Genomic DNA, 19,129 nt, shown 5'->3' with positions numbered 1-19,129 from the left:
TGCATCCTGCGGGCATCGCTGCCCTGCTTTTGGTTTGAGGAACCAGAAACGTTTTCCCTGTGCGCCTGAGGCGGGTGTGATAAACCTTTAAAGCAAATGAGAAATATACGCATTGCGATTTTCATTGCAAGATTTTGTTAACAGATGATGCCGCTTTTTTCAGGAGATGATCGGTGCCGGAGAAGCCGGGAAGAGGGAGATGGGAAAAGCTGCCCGATAAATCCCGGCGGCTTTATCAGAAAAATTCGGGTGCCGTTTCGCTTACCGTCACTATAATATCCCGTAAGGGCCGTTCATTGACCTGAAGTTGTCACTCTTCATGCCACAATACCCGCCTTAACCCTTTTATTACCTTATTAAACACCAGAGATTGCAGGAATTCGCACATGCGCAAAACATCCCTTTTCAATGCGCTGATGACGACGACCGTTTTGAGTCTGTTTTCAGCCCCTTCTGCCTGGTCTGCCACGCTGGTGCAGAATGTCAGTGCTGGCTGGAACACCTTCAGCAATAACGTTGCCACGACCTGGCAGCAGCCACAGGGTATCGATTTTTACCTGCCCGCTATCACGTGGCACAACCGTGCGACCTACGACCGGGAACATATTGATAAATATAATGAAAGACCCTGGGGCGCCGGTGGCGGTATCTCCCGCTACGACGAGAAAGGCAACTGGAACGGTATCTACTTAATGGCGTTCAAGGACTCCTTTAATAAGTGGGAGCCCTTTGGCGGCTACGGCTGGGTGGCGACGTGGCGTCCGCTGGCCGATCAGAATTTCCACTGGGGTGCGGGTTATACCGCCGGTGTGACGGCACGTCACAACTGGGATTACATCCCGGTGCCGGCGATACTGCCGCTTGCCGCCATCGGCTATGGCGATCTCGATTTCCAGATGACCTACATCCCCGGCACGCACAATAACGGCAACGTCTACTTTGCCTGGCTGCGTTACCACTTCTGACGGTCCGGTCAGCGCGCCATCGCCATGATGGCGCGCTCGTCGAGTAACAGGGTTTCACCCTCATAGCGGTGTTGCAGCTGATGATAACTTTCGCAGGCGATGATCTGTTCAACGGCAGCAGAAAAACGGTTCATGGCGATGCGCATCTGGCTCAGGTAGTCATGCGTGTCATAAACCCGATCGATCCCTTCCAGCGCATGGTTCATGATTTTGCGGGCAACGTCGTTGGGCGTGTCGAGCGCAGAGAGTTTGGATCGCGCAGTGCGGCGCAGGTCGCGCGGCGTGAAGGTTTCCAGTCCCAGCCCGCGCGGGGCGCGGATCATCCGGCGCAGCGCCTGATTGAGCGCACCTTTAGAGAGCGGCTGCTGCGGATCGCGGGGTGCGGGCACCAGCCAGGGGGAGTCCGGATCGGCGGCCTGTAGCAGAGCCTCGATGCACTGATGCATCAGCGGTGAGATTGGCAGCACATGCTCCCGCTGCGATTTATTACGGGTGCCCTGCTTCCAGAGTTCCAGCTGCAGATCAAACTCCGCTTTCTGCGCCTGCACAATCTCATCCGGTCGCCGGGCGCTGACCAGACACAACCGCAGCGCCCAGCGCGCCTGTTCCGACAGTGCCCAGTTGTCCAGCCCGTGCCAGAAAACCCAGATCTCCGCATCGCTCAGCTGGCGACTGCGCGGCGGTGATGTCCGGCCCGCCACATCGCGCTTTTTCATTGAGGCAATCGGGGAGTGATCGAGATAGCCCTGCATCTCGGCCCAGGCCAGAAACTGTTTCGTCAGTGCAAAGACCCGCCGCGCCTCCTCCTTTTTCCCTTCCGCAATCAGGATGTTATAGAGCCGGTTGAGACGCAGACGCGTCAGGTTTTTCAGCGGCTGAGAACCGATACCGGGCAGAACATGTTTCAGCAGGGAAGAAACGGCGATCTCCGGGCGGCGGCGGCTGATCAGCAGCGACAGTTTGACCCAGACCTTCATAACCTGCTCTACGGTTCCTTCATCCCCGAAGTTATCCAGCTCACCTAACGAGGCGGCTTTAACCTGCTCCAGCCAGATCATGACGTGCTGGCCGACATGCGCGGAGCGCACCGGGCTGGATGTCCGATCGATCACATGACTCTCCCTTTCACTCTACAGGCGGGCCATTCTACTGACTCAGTCGCTGTGACTCCAGACCTATTAAGTCTGGAGTCACGGAAACGCATTCTGATGAAATCTGAGAATTAAAACGGGCCATGACACAGAATCAGATACCTCCCGGCTGTACGTTTTCCGCACGAATTTGCCGCTCTCTGAGGTGACAGCACGATCGCGAATGCGGGAATGTAAAGATCCCCTGCTGCGATATACAATGCGAACTATTATCATTATCATACGCATTTGCTTACATACATTAACGATTCAGGGAGAACTTCTAAGTGAATGTAACCATGCGTGTCCATAAACGCCCTGCTGCGCTGCTGCTGGCTGGCGTATTAAGTACTTCTGCCAATGGGGCGAGTCAGGAAGAGACGGAGAAGCTGGCTGACGATCAGACCATGCTGGTCACCGCCGAAGAGGAGTTAAAGCAGCAGCCGGGGGTATCGGTGATCACCGCACAGGACATCAGAAAGAATCCGCCGGTCAATGACCTCTCCGATATTATCCGCAAAATGCCGGGTGTTAATCTTACCGGCAACAGTGCTAACGGCGTGCGCGGCAACAATCGCCAGATCGACATTCGCGGCATGGGGCCGGAAAACACCCTGATTCTGATCGATGGCGTTCCCACCACGTCGCGCAATTCGGTTCGATACAGCTGGCGCGGCGAGCGTGACTCCCGCGGTGACTCTAACTGGGTGCCACCTGAAATGGTCGAGCGGATTGAAGTCATTCGCGGACCGGCGGCAGCCCGCTATGGTTCTGGCGCGGCCGGCGGTGTGGTGAACATCATTACCAAACGTCCCACCGATCACTGGAGCGGTTCGCTGTCGCTCTACACCAACCAGCCGGAAGATAATAAAGAAGGCGCAACGCGCCGCGCCAACTTCAATCTGAGCGGGCCGCTGGCAGGCGATGCGCTGACCATGCGTCTCTATGGCAATATCAACAAAACCGACAGTGATGCCTTCGATATTAACCAGTCGCAGAACGGCTCGGCTGCCGCCGGTCGTGAAGGTGTACGCAACAAAGACATTAACAGCGTGCTCTCCTGGAAGATCACGCCGCTTCAGGTGCTGGATTTCAGTTACGGCTATAGCCGCCAGGGCAATATCTATGCCGGTGATACGCAGTACAGCAACGGGGCCGGTAATGCGCTGATCGAATCGCTCGATGGCGCGGAGACCAACCGGCTCTACCGTCAGACCTGGGGGCTTGCCCACAATGGGATCTGGGACTGGGGACAGTCGAAACTCACCTTCAACTATGAAAAAACCAACAATACCCGCCTGAACGAAGGCACAGCCGGTTCAGGTGAAGGCCGGATCAACAGCAGAACCTTTTCGACCAGCCGTTTCGACAGTTATCGTGCAGGCGGAGAGATCAGCTTCCCCCTAGAACTGCTGCGTGAGCAGACCGTGACGCTGGGCGCCGAGTGGAACCGGGATGAGCTGAACGATCCCAACTCCATGAACGGCACCCGTGCGCCAGGCGTGTCGATCAATGGAGTCAGTGGTGACCCCGGCAGTCGAAACAGTAAAAACAGCGCCACGCTCAGCTCCCTCTACGTTGAAGATAACATCGCCCTGACGGACAGCACTGAAGTGATCCCCGGATTGCGCTTTGATTATCACGATACGTTCGGCGCTAACTGGAGTCCGTCGCTGAATATCTCGCAGGGACTGGGCGACAGTTTTACGCTGAAGGCGGGTATTGCCCGTGCTTTTAAAGCCCCCAACCTCTATCAGTCCAGTGAAGGGTATTTACTGGCGACCCGGGGCAACGGCTGTCCGGTCAATGTTGCGCGCGGCAGCTGCTATCTGCTGGGTAATGAAAATCTTGATCCCGAAGTCAGTGTTAATAAAGAGCTGGGTATTGAGTACAGCCAGCAGGGGTATATTGCGGGGATCACCTGGTTCCGCAATGACTATAAAAACAAAATCGTCTCCGGTACCGAGGTGCTGGGCTACGCCTCCAATGGCAATAATATTCTGCAATGGAGTAACGGCGGCAAAGCGGTGGTTGAGGGGCTGGAGGGTAACGTCACGATCCCACTGGTCCGGGACACACTGGAGTGGCGCACTAATGCCACCTATATGATCGAGTCTAAGGATAAGGAGACAAGAAACCCGCTGTCGATCATCCCGAAATATACCATTAATACCCTGCTCGACTGGCAGGTTACGCAGGATTTCTCGACTGACCTGAACTGGACCATGTATGGGCGTCAGAAGCCGCGCCGCCATGCCGAGTCGCGGACGGAAAACGGATCGATGTCTGATCGTGAAGTGGGTGCTTATTCCGTCTTTGGCATTAACTTTAATTATGATATTACTAAAAACCTGCGCGCCAATGCCGGGATTAATAACCTGCTGGATAAACAGCTGTATCGCGAAGCTGACGGGGCTTCAACGTATAATGAACCGGGTCGTGCCTATTATGCCGGTCTGACGTTCACCTTCTGAAAATAACGCGCTTCCCTCCGGAAGCGCTTTTTCAGTGTCACATCAACTCCTGAGCTCAATACCCCAGCCATGCACGCCCGGACTCTGCTATTTAAAGTCCACCTGCATCAGTTCTGCAATCGTTGAATTGCGCGTCGTCACCACACAGCGATCCAGATAATCGGTGAAGCGTGAAGGCCTGCTCATTCCCAGCTGCAGTAATTTTGAATTATCAAAGACCACATTCAGATTGGAAAAATGACCATATAAATTCATGGCTCGCAGCATGATGCGTTCGTTACAGGGCCCGAACAGATCTTTAAAGGTTCTTCTGCTCTCCGCCAGGTGTTTATAGGAGACCTTCTGATAATCCGGTCCCAGGGCTTTTTCACCGGATGCTCTGGCCATCGCCTCGTCAATTTCCGCGAAGGTGACACTGCTCTGCGCCCCGGCAGAAATGTGAATGACCTCATTGATCACCGCTTCCGCATCAAGCAGCAGTACCAGTGCCTCTGCGCAGTAATCAACCGGCACCACATCAATCCGATCGCCAAGTTCGCAGGTGAATTTACCCAGCGCCAGCACCATCCGGAACACCCAGAAAATGCTGGCTGAGGGCAGACAACCCTGATCGGAATGGCCCACGACAATCGAAGGACGCGCGATAACCAGCGGCAGCCCGGGCAGCTTTTCCGTCATCAGTTTTTCAATTGAGGCCTTACTCCAGGTGTACTCGACAACGTGCTGATCGCGGCTGGAGTTCAGCTCGCTCTCGGTCACCAGCGATCCCGGTTCCGGGGCGCAGGACATGGCCGTACCCACGTGGATAAACTTCTTCAGCCCCGCAACCCGGCTCATGCGCTCGGCAAACTGAAACGTGCCCTCAACATTCACTTTCCAGATAAAGGGGTTATTGCCAAAGGATGCGACGGCGGCGCAGTTAATCACGTGCGTCACGTCGTCAAGGCGCGTGTCGTGGATAAAGTTTTCCGTGAAGGCGAGGTCGCCCAGAAGAATGTTGTCACTCTCTATCGTGCTGATTAATGACTCATCTAACCCAAAGTTTTTCAGGTTTGTTTTAACGCGGTTTACCCCCTCCTCAACATTTTCGCCTCTGACAAGGAGCAGCAGTCTGTCCCTGGGACTGTTCTGCAATAAACGGGCGACGACAGCGCCGCCTAAAAAACCTGTTGACCCGGTAATGAGTATATTTTTCATGATAGTGTCATTCGTTCTGGTTAATCACAGGAAAGCATTAAAGAATGTTTTCCAGAACAGGAGTGAAATTCAGTTCAGTGAACTCCCCTGCATGGCGTTAAATAATTTCACCGCGCTCATCTATTTAGATTTTGTTTATCTTTCAGCTGAGAAAACTAAACAATAATTAAATAGCCGCCGGCTAAACCTGCCGCCTGATTTCAACAATCTTTGCCATATGGGATCAACTCATTTTTTAATTTTTTTTCGCTGAACTAATAAACATTTTCAGGAATGAAAATAAAAACGGACTATTTATTTTTTTTGGTTCATTACAGTCTTCAATATTCTCACCACGGGTTAAACAGAGAGAAAAGAGATGATCGCATTCTGCTTTCGTTTATCTGGCGTTTAATTATGATCCAGTATGACACCCGTTGAAATAAATCACGCATTGCGGTCAGGAACGACAAAAGCGTAACGACCGGTAACTAACTTCGCGATAACTCTGACCGGGCCAGCCTGAAGTGAAAAAAAGTGGCTATGCTCTGTTGGCATGAACATACAACCACGATCACCAGGACAGGAAGAGATGAAAAAATTATCAGTTATCGTTATGGCTACCGGTCTGTTTTTGTCCGTCAACCTGCAGGCTAACGCTGCCGGATGTCTGAAGGGTGCCGTAGCAGGCGGCGTGGCAGGTCATCTTGCCCATCATGGTGTGGCTGGCGCCGCAGCCGGATGCGCAGTCGGTCATCATATGGCGAAGAAAAAACAGAAAGAGGCTGAGCAAAACACGCAGGCACAAAAATAAACTGACCGCACGCCGCGTAATCAGGACGTCGCGCACAACAAAAGTTAATGCGTTGAGATAGCGATTATTCTTAATCTTATCCTAATATTTCTCCTGTACGATGGCGGAAGCAGACAAATATCAGATTGTGTGCATACATTCTGCTGGAACGATTAGCCTGCCTCGCGCAGGCTTTTTATTAACCCAAATCCGCCCCCGCCAGGCCTCCTCTTTTCGCGCTTCGCTTTCTGGTAGTGCCAGCCAGAACTGGAATAAAAATCACGGACGTTACAGTATCCTTAGATATCTATATTTCTCATTAAAAAACAGTAACTTCTCCTCTGGTTACAGTTCACCTATGCTGGGGGCTCACACCGTTCCGCGTCAGAGGGATCTGTTATGTTTGATATGCCGTTATCCTACAGTGCAAAGACAGTTCAGGGCCTTTATGAGGTGCTTCATACTTTCAACCTTAACGGCGCACGCTGCCATGTCATCTATGACGGAAAAGCCACCCGCGCAGCCGTGATAGAGGCTAAATCGAGCGTTAAAGGGGGAGAGATGCGGCATCAGGTGCTTGCCGTGCTGGAGATGGAACGCGTCGCCAGGATCAACACCACACTGCGTATTAAATCGTTCTGGGCTGATTCCGACGGCGAGCAGTCGGAATGTGGCGTGGTGGAACCTGACCGTCTGGCTAAAGCGCTGTATGAAACGCTGACCGCCCGGAAACGCATTACGCTGGTCGGCCTGTAGGCGTATTCAGCCCGCCCGGTGCGGGCTTTATGATGATACGTCTATGGCTTCAGGCTATGCCGCCTTCGTTGTAAACCTCTCCCAGACTTTCAGCGCAGCCGTCACGGCTGCATCCAGTTCCTCTCCCGTTGCCCCATCCCGCGCTTCCGTCGAAAGTCCTGTCTCAAAACTGTGAAAGGTCTGTGCCAGCGCGCGCGCATCGGTGTCGGCAGCCAGCTCGCCCGCCTCTTTGGCTCTGACGACACAGCGCAAAAACCCCGACCGGGTGCGCTGGCGTTGGATTGCCAGTAAGGTGCGGATGTGCTCGTTTGAAGGGGAACAGGTATTTACGGACAAGGCGATCAGACAGCCGCTGGGATGCCCCGGATCGGTCTGCATCTTTGCGGAAGCGCGCAATGCCTGTTCTATGGCATCAAACGGCCTGAGCTCGTCGTCCCAGAGACAGTCGTTAACCTGACCATATGAGGAGAGATAACAGTCGACAACCTCTTCAAACAGCGCCTCTTTTGAGCCAAATGCAGCGTAGAAACTGGGTGCGGTAATGCCGTTGCCGAGACTGGCCTTGAGCAGAGCAAGCGAGGTGGACTCGAAGCCATGCTGCCAGAAAAGAAACATTGCCTGACGAATCGCCTCGTCCCGGTCAAACGAACGTGGACGTCCCATCTGAGCCATAGCCCCTCCTGTTCATGCCTGTGAGACTTAAATACTAATCGATACATATGTGCTTGACAAGTGACGATCCGATCTCTAGCTTCGATAAATATACCAATCGATACAAATGTCATGAAGTCCGCTGTCAGCGGCTTCTTTCCTTCAGTGAGATTAAAAGAGGTTACCGTGTCCGCCCATATCGAACCCCGTGAAGTCACCGCTCAGGCGGGTCTGCCGCTCGCCTCCCTGCTGGCCTTTGCCATGACCGGCTTTATCGCCATTCTGACCGAAACCCTGCCGGCCGGTCTGCTGCCGGACATCAGTCAGGGACTTGGCGTCTCTCAGGTGATGGCAGGACAGTTAGTGAGTCTCTATGCTCTGGGGTCACTGCTGGCGGCGATCCCGCTGACCGTGCTGACCAGCGGCTGGCGCCGCAAAAAAGTCCTGCTGCTCGCTATCGGGATCTTTGTGATTTTCAACACCATCACCACCTTTTCTGCCAGCTACTGGCTCACGCTGGCGGCCCGTTTTATGTCCGGTGTGGCGGCCGGGCTGGCCTGGGGAATGCTGGCAGGCTATGCGCGGCGTCTTGTTGCGCCAGATTTACAGGGTCGCGCCCTAGCCATTGCGATGGTCGGCATTCCGGTTGCGTTATCCCTGGGCACACCCGCAGGCTCCTGGCTGGGAAACATGCTGGGATGGCGGGTCGCCTTTGGCGTGATGGCTGCCCTGGCGATTGTGCTGTTTATCTGGGCATGGGTTGCCGTTCCTGATCTGCCGGGACAGAAGGCAGACCGCCGTCTGCCCGTCTGGCAGGTTTTCAGGATGCCGGGTGTTCGCCCGGTGCTGGCGGTCATCTTTCTCTGGATGACCGCCCACAATATTCTTTATACCTTTATCGGGCCCTTTCTGGCGCTGTCGGGCTTGAGCAACGCTGTCGGTCTTATCCTGCTGGTGTTCGGACTGGCCGCATTAACCGGGATCGGGATAACCGGCATCTGGGTCGATCGCCACCTGCGCAGGCTGGTGCTGCTTAGCCTGGCGGCACTGGCTGCGGTCTCTGTGGTGCTGGCTATGGGCATGCGGGAACAGGTTGTTATATTCCTGGCGGTTATCGTCTGGGGATGGTCATTCGGTGGGGCATCAACCCAGATGCAGACGGCCGCCGCTGATTCGGCAGGCAACCATGTGGATGTGGTTCAGGCGATGGTGACGACCGCGTGGAATCTGGCGATCGCCAGTGGCGGCATTCTCGGCGGACTGTTGCTCAATCGTGCCGGTGCCGCTTCATTTCCGTGGGCGCTGATGGCGCTGATGGCTGTGGCGTTTGTAATCGCCTTGCTGGCTAAACAGCAGGCTTTCCGCCCTGGTGCCAGACATCACTGACCGGTTGCAGCGTTCACGCAGGCATAATCATGGCGCAGAGAACAAAACAGATGCGGTCTGCGCAATACGCAGCGGTGAACAGAAAGACTAAAGCAGATAAACGAATGACGATGCGGGCCTGACTATTTCCGTCTTCTTCCCGCACTTATTAGCGCCCTCGCCTCAGCCCGCGACGATCGTTTACAGGATATTTCCCTTTTCTGTCGGGTCACTATTCAGCACGCCGCTTCGGGTTTTCTGATTATCCTGGCGGGCAATAAGAGGTGCTGACTTCTGTTATTTCACTCATCGCTGACCTGAATCCTGATGTCGTCACGGGATTGACTTAGTACAGCGTGTTCATTTTTCCAGATAAAAATATTTTTCTTGTACTTTCTCTTTTTTGTGTGAAACAGGAACTCGGTTTCTCAACGCATTCAGGCAATTGAATTTTAAGCAGAAAATAACCATTAAGCCTGACGGCAACCCGACAGCCGATCGGAAAACGAAACGCTAAGAAACAGAACGTAACATCACCGTTCTTTTTTAAATCAGATAACGAAGGCTTTTCACCCTCTTTATTTTAATCCGCAGGCGGAAATCGTCCTGACAATGAGCAGGCTGCTGAAATCGCCATATACTGAATGCATATTCTTTTCGGAATATAAACGCATTCAATTTATGGCAACGCAGCAGGCGGCATTTCCGCGCTACTGCTCAGGAGAGATTAACATGGATCAAACCGCATTTTTGATCGGGTTTTCGGTCATGGCAATTGCGTCACTGGTTATTTACGCCACCGGCGGCAAAACATTTCCTTCCCGTCATCATACCCTCATGCATGCATCCGTCCCTTTTATCGCCGCCACCGCCTATCTGGCCATGGCATTCGGGTTCGGTAATCTGACGCTGGACAGCGGCAGCACCGTCTATCTGGCGCGTTACGCTGACTGGTCGATTACGACGCCGATTTTACTGGCAGGCCTGGTTATGCTCGCCTTCCACGAACACGGTAAGCCCGGTGAAATGGGCGGTTTTCTCACTGCCATCATCGTGCTGGATGTCATGATGATTATCACCGGTCTGGTTTCGTCACTGGCTGAAACGGCGGCGGCGAAATGGGTCTGGTACCTCTGGTCCTGTGCCGCGTTTCTGGGAGTGGTTTACCTGCTGTGGGGACCGCTTCGCACCATGGCGGCCAATCGCGGCAGTGCACTGGCGGGTGCCTACAATAAAAATGTCGCACTGCTGACCGTCGTCTGGTTCATCTATCCGATTGTGTTCCTCGTCGGTCCGGAAGGCCTGAAAATCATTACCGATCCCTCATCGGTCTGGGCATTTTTAGTACTGGATATCATCGCGAAGGTCTTCTATGCCTTTTACGCGGCGGCTAACCTGGAAAAAGCGCTCGATCATACCCGCCGCACGGGTACCGTGAAGTGATAACACGATCAGGGGCCGGATGGATGGCTCTGTGGGGGGCAGCCCTGGCTGCCTCCTTCTGCCCGCTGTCCGTACAGGTGCTGTTTGCGGTTATCGCTATCGGGATTATCGGCATGGCGCACGGCGCCAGCGATCTGGACGTGGTTCAGCGTCGCCGCCGGCTGCCGTTTCTTGCCCTGTATGGCGCAGTGATTGCGCTCTGTCTGCTCTGGTGGCACCGCGCGCCAGGGCTGGCGTTGCCCGGCTTTCTGATCGCCTCAGCTGTCCATTTTGCCCTTGAGGATGCACCGCACGGCGGACTGACAGAACGTCTGGCGCGGGGGATCACGATGATAGCGGCCCCGGCCACCCTTCATCTGCCCGCGTTCAGGTCTATCCTGCATCAGGCCGGGCTGGCATCCGTGATGCCGGGGTCTGTGACGGCGGCCCTTGCGATCCTCGGTGGCATCGGTGCGCTGGGGCTGACCCTCACCGGGCTTCTTCGGCGGGATGGACATCTTATCGCGGGCATACTGGCGCTGCTGCTGCTGCCGCCTTTCGTCGGCTTTTCGATGGGATTTTTGATTCTGCACGCGCTGCCGCAAACCCGACTGCGTCGTGACCAGCTGGGCTTTACCACGTACGCGGGCTATCTCCATCTGACCTGGCCGATATTGACCGCGGCCATAGTGCTGGCCTCGCTGATCATTTATATGATGTTACCCGGTGACGCTGCGGGCATCCGGTCACTGTTTGCCGCCCTTGCCGCGCTCGCCCTTCCGCATATGCTGGTGACACCCTGGTTTGAACCGCCGCAGCAGGCGTGACGCGTTCTTAAAGGGCCAGTCCCGATTCAGCACTAAAATCGATAAAGCAGCGGACCCGGGCGGAGAGGTAGCGGCCGGAGGGCCACACGGCGGAGAAGTGCCCCTGCTGTGTACAGCAACCCTGCATTACTTCTTTTAGCTGTCCCTCAGCCAGCGCGTCGCGAACGGCGAAGTCGGGCAGATAGCTGATACCCATTCCCGATAAGCTCAGGCCAATCGCCGCTTCAATGTTATTCACCGTCAACACCGATGCCGCTCTGGGTTCAGCGCCGGGCCGCAGCCCCTGAAGCTCCCACGTCTGTAGCAAGCCGGTGGCGGGCAGGCGGAAAAAAATGCACCTGTGCTCAGCCAGATCATCCGCTGACGCCGGAACCCCGGAATTGTTCAGATAAGCGGGACTGGCGCAGAGGAGGAAGCGGAAATGACCCAGCCTTTTTGCCGTCAGCCTGGAATCAGCTAACTCGCCGCTGCGGATCGCCACGTCAAACCCTTCGTCGATGATATTCACCAGCCGATCGCTGAAATCCAGATCCAGTTCGATCTGAGGATAACGGCGGGTAAATGCGGGGAGCGCAGGAAGCAGTAATCTGTAGCCCGCTGCGGGGAGTGAGACCCGGAGTCTGCCAGCAGGTTCTGCGGCACTGCTCGCCAGTGCTGACTCAGCTTCCTGAAGCTGTTCCAGGATCGCTTTGCATCGGGTGAGTAGTGCCGCCCCTTCCGTCGTCAGGCTCACATTTCTTGTGCTGCGGTTAAAAAGCCGCACGCCCAGTTTTTGCTCCAGTCTGGCGACGTTTTTACCGACTGCTGACGCTGAAATCCCCAGCAGTCGCGCAGCCTGAACAAAGCTCAGCGTCTCGGCTGTCCGTACAAAAGAGGTAAGAGAAGTCAGGCTATCCATCGATTATCAACTTTATGTCCATTGAGACCGTCCATCCAGTCTATTTATCCGCTCAGATGTCCGCAATAACATCGCAGCAGTTTCCACTCATTCGCTGTCAGGATAAAAGGTCTTGTTATGTCATACAGAGCCCGCGCGCTTTTTCGCCACACCAGAACCCCAGCCGCCCTTACCGTTTTTATGGCGGCGCTGCTTTTGCCCTTGAGTTTCACCGGCGGTGTGGTTACCACGCCTGCCATCCAGCACATGCTGGGCGGTTCCCCTGCCGAGCTGTCATGGCTGACGAATGGATTCATGCTGACGTTTGGCAGTTTTCTGCTGACAGCAGGCATTGCTGCAGACGCCCTCGGCAGAAAACCTGTTTTTATCGCTGGCGCAGCGCTGTTCTGTCTCAGCAGTCTCATCATCGGCGTGATGAACAACCTGATAATGCAGGGCCTGCTCAGGTCCCTGCAGGGGATGGCCGCGGCCATGCTCTTAGCCAGCGGCAGCGCGCTGCTGGCCGGGATCTATGAGGGCACAGAGCGGACGCGGATGTTCAGCCTGCTCGGCACCCTCTTCGGCGCTGGCTTAGCGTTTGGACCGCTGGCGGTGGGCTTTATTACCGATACCCTCGGCTGGCGCTGGGTCTATATCCTGTTTGCGCTGCTTTCAGGCGGCGTGCTGCTCGCCGGCAGGGCATACCTGCCGCTATCGGCGCTGAACGCCTCTCATCCGGCAGATAAAGCCGGGCTGACGCTGTTTACGGGGGCGCTGATTCTGTTTACCACTGCGATGATGCTGTTACCCACGTTCGGGTTTTTATCCCCTCTGCCGCTGGTGCTGTTCCTCTGCGCCATACTGTTTCTGGGTGCATTTATTGTGCGTTGCCAGCGCATTGCCCATCCTGTGCTCGATATTTCCCTGCTGCGCAGCCCGCGCTTCGCCGGGATTCTGCTGCTGCCGGTGGCAACCTGCTACTGCTACGTAGTGCTGTTGATCATCGTTCCGCTGCACTTTATGGGGGGCAATGGATTCAGTGAGTCGCGAAGTGCGCTTTTCCTTATGGCCCTGACTGCACCGATGCTGGTTCTTCCCGCCTGCGCCGCCGTGCTGACGCGCTGGTTTTCACCGTCCGTGGTGTCAGCATCCGGGCTGATGATCGCGGCAGCCGGGTTACTTTTCCTCGGGCAGGCGTTACAGGGTCACAGCGCCCTGCTGCTTATCGTCGCATTGCTGATAACCGGGGCAGGCGCGGCGCTGCCGTGGGGACTGATGGATGGACTTGCCCTTTCTGCGGTTCCGGTTGAAAAAGCCGGGATGGCGGCCGGCCTGTTCAACACCGTTCGTGTAGCAGGAGAAGGCATCGCGCTGGCGATGGTTTCCGCCTTTCTTACCAGAATGAACGCTATGAACCTCAGCAAAACCGTTCAGGGGCTGACATCAGCGGAGATTCACCAGGCGGCAGCCTGGCTGGGAGGCGGCAATCTTCAGCAGGCAATAACACTTTTACCCGGCGTTTCCCGCACAGTGGTCCAGAATAGTTATGACAGCGCCTATCTGTGCCTTTTCCGGGTGCTGGCAGCCATCACACTGTGTTGCGCGCTGGCTGTGCTGGCCCTGTCGGGCCAGCCGCGCCGGGAAAACACCTTTTCTGAGGAGAGTGAATAACCTATGCGAATCCCTGACTATCCCTCGACAGATTCAGATAAGTGGGCACAGGTGGATGCCTGGTTTTCTGAAAAGCTTGCGCCCGAAGATACTGAATTAAATTTCGCGCTCTCTAACAACGCAAAGCAGGGCTTACCTGCTCATGATGTGTCTGCTTTGCAGGGAAAAATGTTGTCACTGTTCGTCCGGATGTCTCAGGCCGTCCGGGTTCTTGAAATCGGCACGCTTGGTGGATACAGCACGATCTGGATGGCCAGAGCGCTTCCTCAGCATGGAAGCGTGACCACCATCGAATACAGTGCGCATCATGCAGAGGTCGCCCGCCAGAATATCCATCAAGCCGGGCTGACGCACTGCGTTACGCTGCACACTGGCGCAGCGCTTGATATCCTGCCTGACCTGGAGGCGCCCTTTGATCTGATTTTTATTGATGCCGACAAGGTGAACAATCCACGTTATCTGGAATGGGCCATCAGACTCTCTCGCCCGGGCACGGTTATCGTCGGTGATAACACGGTGCGTGGCGGACAGGTGCTTGATGCGGAGAGTCACGATCCTAATGTCCGGGGCCTGCGGGAGTTTGTCCGGATGATTGCTGAGGATGAGCGGCTTGACGCCACCGCCATTCAGACGGTGGGTGAGAAGGGATGGGATGGTTTTGTGCTGGCCCTGGTTAAGGCCGGGCGCGCTGTCAGTCCAGGCTGATAACAATCTTCCCGAATGCGCCCCGGTCAAGATGCGCCAGTGCCGCAGGCAGTTCATCGAACCGGTAGGCTTTATCGATGACCGGCTTCAGGTTTATGACATCCACCGCCCGGACCAGATCCTCCAGCGCCCGCCGGTGCCCCACGCCGATGCCCTGAACCGTCGGAGACTTGAGCAGCAGCAGTCCGCCAGAGGCTGACGTATCGTTTGTGTCCATCATCCCGATCAGAGAGATGCGGCCATGAGAGGCGACAGCGCGGACAGAATCGGCGAAGTTACGCCCGCCGACGGTGTCTATCACATGGTCAATACCCCGATCGTGAGTCAGGCGGTAAACGGCTTCGACCCACTCTTCCTTTTGACGGTTAATGCCATGGGTTGCCCCCAGCGCGGTTGCTGCCGCCAGCTTCTCATCGCTGGAGGAGGTGATAAAGACCTCTGCACCCATCGCACGGGCGATCTGAAGTGCAAACAGAGCCACCCCACCGGTTCCCTGCACCAGAACGCTTTCGCCCGCTTTAAGGCCGCCGCGTTCAATCAGTGCAAACCAGGCGGTCAGCCCCGCACAGACCAGGGTGCTGGCTTCCGCATCGTTCAGCGTTTGCGGCGCGTTGACCAGCCACGCTTCGTTCATCACCACATATTCTGCCAGCACGCCCTGCAAGGCGTAGCCGAGGGTGTTGTAGTGCGGATTTCTGGCGTTGTTAACCGCCTTTCCCTCGATCCACTCTGCGTTGAACGAGGAGATAACGCGGTCACCCTGTTTAAAACGAGACGTGCCCGGACCGACAGCCTCAACCACGCCGGCCATATCGGAACCCGGCGTAAAAGGCATCGGCATTCCTTTTCCCATCCCACCTTCAATAATGACCTTATCCCGGAAGTTAAGGGCAACGGCACTCACCCGGACCAGCACTTCGCCCGGACCCGGCTGCGGGATGGCTGTCTCGGTGAGTGTCAGATGCTGACGGCCAATCTCATTCAGTGTCCAGCGTTTCATGGTGTGATTCATCGCGATTCCTGTAGGGGTTAAGAGCAGAGATCAGAATCGTAGCATTGCCTTTTAAGATACGACGGCGATACTATTTCTCTTCATTGATTCCGCTGAGGCGACAATATGAAAAGCGAAATGAACACCATTCCGGTATTTGTGGCCGTGGCTGAATCCATGAGTTTCTCTCAGGCAGCTGAGCGGCTGCACGTTACGCGCTCTGCCGTCGCAAAAACCATCGCCCGTCTCGAAGAGAGACTTGGCGTCACACTGTTTAACCGCACCACCCGCAAACAGAGTCTTACCGATGAAGGCGCGCTCTATTATGAATATTGTCGCCGGGCGATGAACGAACTTAAGGCCGCCGAAGATCTGCTGGAGAGCGGCAAGCTGCAGGCAAGCGGTAAACTTCGCGTATCGGTGCCGGTGCTGCTGGGGCACCTCTGTGTCTCGCCTGTCTTCTCCGCGCTGGCGAAAGCGCACCCGAAGCTGGAACTGGAGATATCTTTCAGCGATCGTCAGGTCGATTTGTCCGGGGAGGGGTTCGATCTGGCAGTCAGGATTGGCGCGCTGGCTGACAGTAGCAGCCTGATAGCCCGGCGGCTGGCTTATCACAGGATGGTCTTCTGCGCGTCACCGGACTATCTCAGCCAGGCTGGCGAACCGGCTTCCCCGGATGAACTCCGGCACCATGCGGCAGTGGCCTACATCCGTAGCGGACAGGTGCTGAAGTGGCAGGTCAAAAATGAACGGGGTGACGCGGTGGAGATTTCGCCGCCTGCCCGATTCACCCTGGATGATATGCAGGCGGTAAAAGATATGACGCTGACGGGGGCGGGTATCGCCTGGTTACCTTACTGGCTGGTGCGGGACGACCTCATTAGCGGCAGCCTGAAACAGATACTGAAAGAACATACCTCCGAAAGCTGGCCGGTTTCTGTCGTCTGGCTGCGCACGCCGCATCAGTCGCTGAAAGTCAGGCTGGCTATTCAGGCGCTGTTCAGCGCCCTGCCGGCGATGATGGACGCCGCCGAAGCGCAGGTCTGATGGCGTGCCATAAACATCAGACACAAACCTGATGCGTAATGACAGCGCCGGGGCTGTAGTGCTGTAGGTTAGGGGCTTTATGTCCTGGCGAGTCATTGAGCTGAGCAGACTGAAGAGATCCAGCCAAAAAAAAGCCCTGACAGGATTGCCAGGGCTGAATAAAAAATCTCTCGAGGGTCATCTACCCATCGTTAAAGCCAATCTACCACAAAAAATGCCAAAGTAAATAGCAAGCGATAAAATCGCTGATTTATTTATAGCTTGCTATTCACATAGCCGCATAACCGCTTTTTCTCTGACACGACGCTGACGTTTCTTCATGCTGTTTCAGCCGCCTTACCATCCCCCCTCCCCCGCCGTCAGGAGGAAAAAATCAAATTCCGCCAGGAACTGCCGATAACAGCAGATAGCGACATTGCCTACGCAGGAGAAAGCACCCATGTCATTACCCGATACCCATAGTGAGCAACAGGAAATCACCGAGATCACGGCGCGTGCGGGCGCTATCCTGCGGACGCTTCGGGACAGTCTGCAACAGCTGGGACTGGATAAAACCATTGCCGAGGTTGCGGGAAGCATCCCCAACGCGCGTGAAAGGCTGGGCTACGTGGTCACCCTGACCCGTGAAGCCGCAGATGAGGTTATTAACAGCGTTGAAATCACTCAGCCGGTGCAGACTCAGCTGACAGAAAAGGCGGATCGATTACTGCAGCGCTGGAATGCCACGTCAGCAGAGCCCCTGACGAAAGAGCAAACACATCTGCTAGCGGCAGATACCGTAGCCCTGCTGGACGATGTCCCTCATGCCACGAATCTGACACGTCAGCATCTGCACGCCATTATGATGGCGCAGGGATTCCAGGATATTACCGGACAGATCGTGCAGGCGATGATGGCGGTGCTGAATCAGGCAGAGCAGCAGTTAATCCAGGTGATCCGCGATAAATCAGCTTCGCCAGCCAGCGCCGCGCGCGCTACGCCGCCGGCACCTGCGTTCTCAGCTGAACCAGCCGCCAGTCAGGATGATGTCGATGATCTGCTGGCCAGTCTGGGGATTTAGACCGGCTGCATGAAGACGTATGGCGGCCATCAACGCCGCCAAAGGTCCTTCCTGTCAGTGATTGTGATCCCGCAGAAAAACGGTCAGCACATCTTTGGGCGGAACACCGCCGCACTCCGAGATTAACCAGCCTGTTGCGCCGCGGTGGTAGCTTCCATGCAAAAGCATGTGATTCAGCATATCAACGGCCCTCATTCTGCCCTCGCCTCCATCGACAAAACGGAATGTAATTGTTTCGTCTAAATCGGCGGGAGAGAGTGCGCTGACATATTCAATATAGCCGTTGGTACAGGCGGCCATTTTAACTTCAAGCTCTTCTGCTGTGGGTGTTTCAGGCGTGTTCAGGGCCGTATAGCCGTGCGGCTTGCCCGAAATATTGGCGCTGAAAATCATGTCTGTCACATAGATGTGGTTCATCAGCCTTAACATCAGATGACGTTTATGTGCATCAGCATTGTCGCTGAGGCCTTTAATCGTTTTGAGGGTTTCGGCATCAATCCAGCGTTTGAATTTCAAAAGTGTAACCAGTGTGTCCCTGTCCATGCTTTTTCCTGATTAGCCTGTTCTGATAGCCTGACAATAATACACAACTTATCGCAGCGTTTAATCTCTCAGGTATTACCTGCCCCTGATAAGACTCCGCCAGCATTGAGCGGAGTCTCTGTTACGGGGTTAATCAAACACACCGTTGATGACGGCGGTCACGATTGCCGTACTCAGGGCAATCAGCACTAAATCGTCGCCCACGGCTCGCCACTCGTAGCCCGGATAGTAAGGCAGATCGTTTAGCATGGAAGCGGGCAACGCTTTTTTCGCAATGCCGGGCGGCAACGGTTTACCGCGTGCCACTTTCTTCGCGATGCCCGGTGGCAGGGACTGATAGCCGACCAGGCCATAGTTGACGGCAAGGCTCCGTGCACGAGAGAAGTTGATGTCGGCGTCTACGCGATCGGGTTTCCCGGCATTTTTACGATGTCCATGTTCGTTTTTTGATTTTGCGTTACCCGGCCCTTTATTGCCGTGCGCGCCATTGTTCCCGTGATTCCCGTTACCCTGACCACCGCCGTGACCGTTGCCATTGCCATTGCCATTGCCATTGCCAGGATTTGCATAAACCGGTGCAGCACAGACGGCAAAACCTATAACCAGCGCAACGGCTGCTTTAAGAGTACGTTGCTTAAGCATGATGGAATTCCTTAATTTCGATTGCGTCTCTGAA

The 19,129-nt window shown here is 55.3% G+C and carries 18 protein-coding genes; 11 read left to right on the top strand and 7 right to left on the bottom strand.

From position 1 onward, the window contains the following. Positions 1-386: 386 nt before the first annotated feature. Positions 387-965, top strand: coding sequence for a lipid IV(A) palmitoyltransferase PagP (pagP, locus tag AC1V0D_RS14440; protein ID WP_276047261.1), 579 nt, complete (start codon positions 387-389; stop codon positions 963-965). Positions 966-973: 8 nt separating this feature from the next. On the opposite strand, the gene AC1V0D_RS14435 is transcribed toward pagP, so the two are convergent. Beyond that, a complete protein-coding gene (locus AC1V0D_RS14435) occupies positions 974-2,023 on the bottom strand; it encodes a tyrosine-type recombinase/integrase (RefSeq protein WP_482907732.1) in 1,050 nt (349 codons plus the stop codon). Between the two features lie 371 nt (positions 2,024-2,394). Between AC1V0D_RS14435 and AC1V0D_RS14430 the strand changes: the two genes are divergently transcribed. Then, complete coding sequence (locus AC1V0D_RS14430) at positions 2,395-4,569, top strand: TonB-dependent siderophore receptor (RefSeq protein WP_482907643.1); 2,175 nt, start codon at positions 2,395-2,397, stop codon at positions 4,567-4,569. A gap of 87 nt (positions 4,570-4,656) precedes the next feature. Here the strand turns inward: AC1V0D_RS14430 and AC1V0D_RS14425 are convergent, their stop codons facing one another. Beyond that, positions 4,657-5,766 carry an SDR family oxidoreductase gene (locus AC1V0D_RS14425; protein ID WP_307745113.1) on the bottom strand — a complete coding sequence of 370 codons (1,110 nt, stop codon included), beginning with the start codon at positions 5,764-5,766 and terminating at the stop codon, positions 4,657-4,659. Positions 5,767-6,337: 571 nt separating this feature from the next. Here AC1V0D_RS14425 and AC1V0D_RS14420 point away from each other — a divergent pair. Together AC1V0D_RS14420 and AC1V0D_RS14415 are read left to right on the top strand one after the other, a co-directional pair. After that, the gene (locus AC1V0D_RS14420; protein WP_009092919.1) at positions 6,338-6,559 is read left to right on the top strand and encodes a hypothetical protein; all 222 of its coding nucleotides are present in this window, start codon (positions 6,338-6,340) and stop codon (positions 6,557-6,559) included. Between the two features lie 378 nt (positions 6,560-6,937). After that, on the top strand, positions 6,938-7,294 hold the full coding sequence (locus AC1V0D_RS14415; protein WP_167428600.1) for a hypothetical protein: 357 nt from the start codon (positions 6,938-6,940) through the stop codon (positions 7,292-7,294). Between the two features lie 54 nt (positions 7,295-7,348). Here AC1V0D_RS14415 and AC1V0D_RS14410 read toward each other — a convergent pair whose 3' ends face one another. Then, on the bottom strand, positions 7,349-7,966 hold the full coding sequence (locus AC1V0D_RS14410) for a TetR/AcrR family transcriptional regulator (RefSeq protein WP_167431642.1): 618 nt from the start codon (positions 7,964-7,966) through the stop codon (positions 7,349-7,351). 165 nt (positions 7,967-8,131) lie between these two features. Between AC1V0D_RS14410 and AC1V0D_RS14405 the strand changes: the two genes are divergently transcribed. The 3 genes from AC1V0D_RS14405 to AC1V0D_RS14395 all read left to right on the top strand — a co-directional run bounded on the left by AC1V0D_RS14405 (position 8,132) and on the right by AC1V0D_RS14395 (position 11,559). Next, positions 8,132-9,331 carry an MFS transporter gene (locus AC1V0D_RS14405; RefSeq protein WP_482907642.1) on the top strand — a complete coding sequence of 400 codons (1,200 nt, stop codon included), beginning with the start codon at positions 8,132-8,134 and terminating at the stop codon, positions 9,329-9,331. 711 nt (positions 9,332-10,042) lie between these two features. Then, a complete protein-coding gene (locus tag AC1V0D_RS14400; protein ID WP_058957156.1) occupies positions 10,043-10,753 on the top strand; it encodes a bacteriorhodopsin in 711 nt (236 codons plus the stop codon). A 23-nt stretch (positions 10,754-10,776) separates the two neighbouring features. Beyond that, on the top strand, positions 10,777-11,559 hold the full coding sequence (locus AC1V0D_RS14395) for a Brp/Blh family beta-carotene 15,15'-dioxygenase (protein WP_150029090.1): 783 nt from the start codon (positions 10,777-10,779) through the stop codon (positions 11,557-11,559). Positions 11,560-11,566: 7 nt separating this feature from the next. Here the strand turns inward: AC1V0D_RS14395 and AC1V0D_RS14390 are convergent, their stop codons facing one another. Further along, positions 11,567-12,457, bottom strand: a complete 891-nt coding sequence (locus tag AC1V0D_RS14390) for a LysR family transcriptional regulator (RefSeq protein WP_482907641.1) — start codon at positions 12,455-12,457, stop codon at positions 11,567-11,569. 117 nt (positions 12,458-12,574) lie between these two features. Between AC1V0D_RS14390 and AC1V0D_RS14385 the strand changes: the two genes are divergently transcribed. Next, complete coding sequence (locus AC1V0D_RS14385; RefSeq protein WP_482907640.1) at positions 12,575-14,107, top strand: MFS transporter; 1,533 nt, start codon at positions 12,575-12,577, stop codon at positions 14,105-14,107. Between the two features lie 3 nt (positions 14,108-14,110). After that, positions 14,111-14,812 (top strand): O-methyltransferase, encoded by a 702-nt coding sequence (locus AC1V0D_RS14380; RefSeq protein WP_046102701.1) that lies wholly within the window; start codon positions 14,111-14,113, stop codon positions 14,810-14,812. On the opposite strand, the gene AC1V0D_RS14375 is transcribed toward AC1V0D_RS14380, so the two are convergent. Beyond that, complete coding sequence (locus tag AC1V0D_RS14375; RefSeq protein ID WP_482907639.1) at positions 14,799-15,824, bottom strand: zinc-dependent alcohol dehydrogenase family protein; 1,026 nt, start codon at positions 15,822-15,824, stop codon at positions 14,799-14,801. The two genes, AC1V0D_RS14380 and AC1V0D_RS14375, sit on opposite strands and share 14 nt — an antisense overlap. A 105-nt stretch (positions 15,825-15,929) precedes the next feature. Here AC1V0D_RS14375 and AC1V0D_RS14370 point away from each other — a divergent pair, with 105 nt between their 5' ends. Both AC1V0D_RS14370 and AC1V0D_RS14365 read left to right on the top strand, forming a co-directional pair. Next, positions 15,930-16,850: a LysR family transcriptional regulator gene (locus AC1V0D_RS14370; RefSeq protein WP_482907638.1), complete on the top strand. Its 921-nt coding sequence runs from the start codon at positions 15,930-15,932 to the stop codon at positions 16,848-16,850. A gap of 439 nt (positions 16,851-17,289) precedes the next feature. Continuing rightward, complete coding sequence (locus AC1V0D_RS14365) at positions 17,290-17,910, top strand: protein phosphatase CheZ (RefSeq protein WP_009092907.1); 621 nt, start codon at positions 17,290-17,292, stop codon at positions 17,908-17,910. Between the two features lie 54 nt (positions 17,911-17,964). Here the strand turns inward: AC1V0D_RS14365 and AC1V0D_RS14360 are convergent, their stop codons facing one another. Then, entirely contained in the window at positions 17,965-18,453 is a 489-nt protein-coding gene (locus AC1V0D_RS14360; protein WP_140029137.1) for a DinB family protein, read from the bottom strand. A gap of 129 nt (positions 18,454-18,582) precedes the next feature. After that, positions 18,583-19,095 (bottom strand): anti-virulence regulator CigR family protein, encoded by a 513-nt coding sequence (locus tag AC1V0D_RS14355; protein ID WP_046102707.1) that lies wholly within the window; start codon positions 19,093-19,095, stop codon positions 18,583-18,585. Between the last annotated feature and the right edge of the window lie 34 nt (positions 19,096-19,129).

It is taken from the genome of Pantoea sp. PA1, from assembly GCF_056856975.1.
This window is presented reverse-complemented; position numbering and strand designations above follow the sequence as displayed.

Excerpts from the sequence above, each read along its gene's own strand:
- pagP (WP_276047261.1), top strand. The coding sequence starts at position 387 with ATGCGCAAAACATCCCTTTTCAATGCGCTGATGACGACGACCGTTTTG.
- AC1V0D_RS14435 (WP_482907732.1), bottom strand. The coding sequence starts at position 2,023 with ATGATCTGGCTGGAGCAGGTTAAAGCCGCCTCGTTAGGTGAGCTGGAT.
- AC1V0D_RS14430 (WP_482907643.1), top strand. The coding sequence starts at position 2,395 with ATGCGTGTCCATAAACGCCCTGCTGCGCTGCTGCTGGCTGGCGTATTA.
- AC1V0D_RS14425 (WP_307745113.1), bottom strand. The coding sequence starts at position 5,766 with ATGAAAAATATACTCATTACCGGGTCAACAGGTTTTTTAGGCGGCGCT.
- AC1V0D_RS14420 (WP_009092919.1), top strand. The coding sequence starts at position 6,338 with ATGAAAAAATTATCAGTTATCGTTATGGCTACCGGTCTGTTTTTGTCC.
- AC1V0D_RS14415 (WP_167428600.1), top strand. The coding sequence starts at position 6,938 with ATGTTTGATATGCCGTTATCCTACAGTGCAAAGACAGTTCAGGGCCTT.
- AC1V0D_RS14410 (WP_167431642.1), bottom strand. The coding sequence starts at position 7,966 with ATGGCTCAGATGGGACGTCCACGTTCGTTTGACCGGGACGAGGCGATT.
- AC1V0D_RS14400 (WP_058957156.1), top strand. The coding sequence starts at position 10,043 with ATGGATCAAACCGCATTTTTGATCGGGTTTTCGGTCATGGCAATTGCG.
- AC1V0D_RS14395 (WP_150029090.1), top strand. The coding sequence starts at position 10,777 with ATGGCTCTGTGGGGGGCAGCCCTGGCTGCCTCCTTCTGCCCGCTGTCC.
- AC1V0D_RS14390 (WP_482907641.1), bottom strand. The coding sequence starts at position 12,457 with ATGGATAGCCTGACTTCTCTTACCTCTTTTGTACGGACAGCCGAGACG.
- AC1V0D_RS14385 (WP_482907640.1), top strand. The coding sequence starts at position 12,575 with ATGTCATACAGAGCCCGCGCGCTTTTTCGCCACACCAGAACCCCAGCC.
- AC1V0D_RS14380 (WP_046102701.1), top strand. The coding sequence starts at position 14,111 with ATGCGAATCCCTGACTATCCCTCGACAGATTCAGATAAGTGGGCACAG.
- AC1V0D_RS14375 (WP_482907639.1), bottom strand. The coding sequence starts at position 15,824 with ATGAATCACACCATGAAACGCTGGACACTGAATGAGATTGGCCGTCAG.
- AC1V0D_RS14370 (WP_482907638.1), top strand. The coding sequence starts at position 15,930 with ATGAAAAGCGAAATGAACACCATTCCGGTATTTGTGGCCGTGGCTGAA.
- AC1V0D_RS14365 (WP_009092907.1), top strand. The coding sequence starts at position 17,290 with ATGTCATTACCCGATACCCATAGTGAGCAACAGGAAATCACCGAGATC.
- AC1V0D_RS14360 (WP_140029137.1), bottom strand. The coding sequence starts at position 18,453 with ATGGACAGGGACACACTGGTTACACTTTTGAAATTCAAACGCTGGATT.
- AC1V0D_RS14355 (WP_046102707.1), bottom strand. The coding sequence starts at position 19,095 with ATGCTTAAGCAACGTACTCTTAAAGCAGCCGTTGCGCTGGTTATAGGT.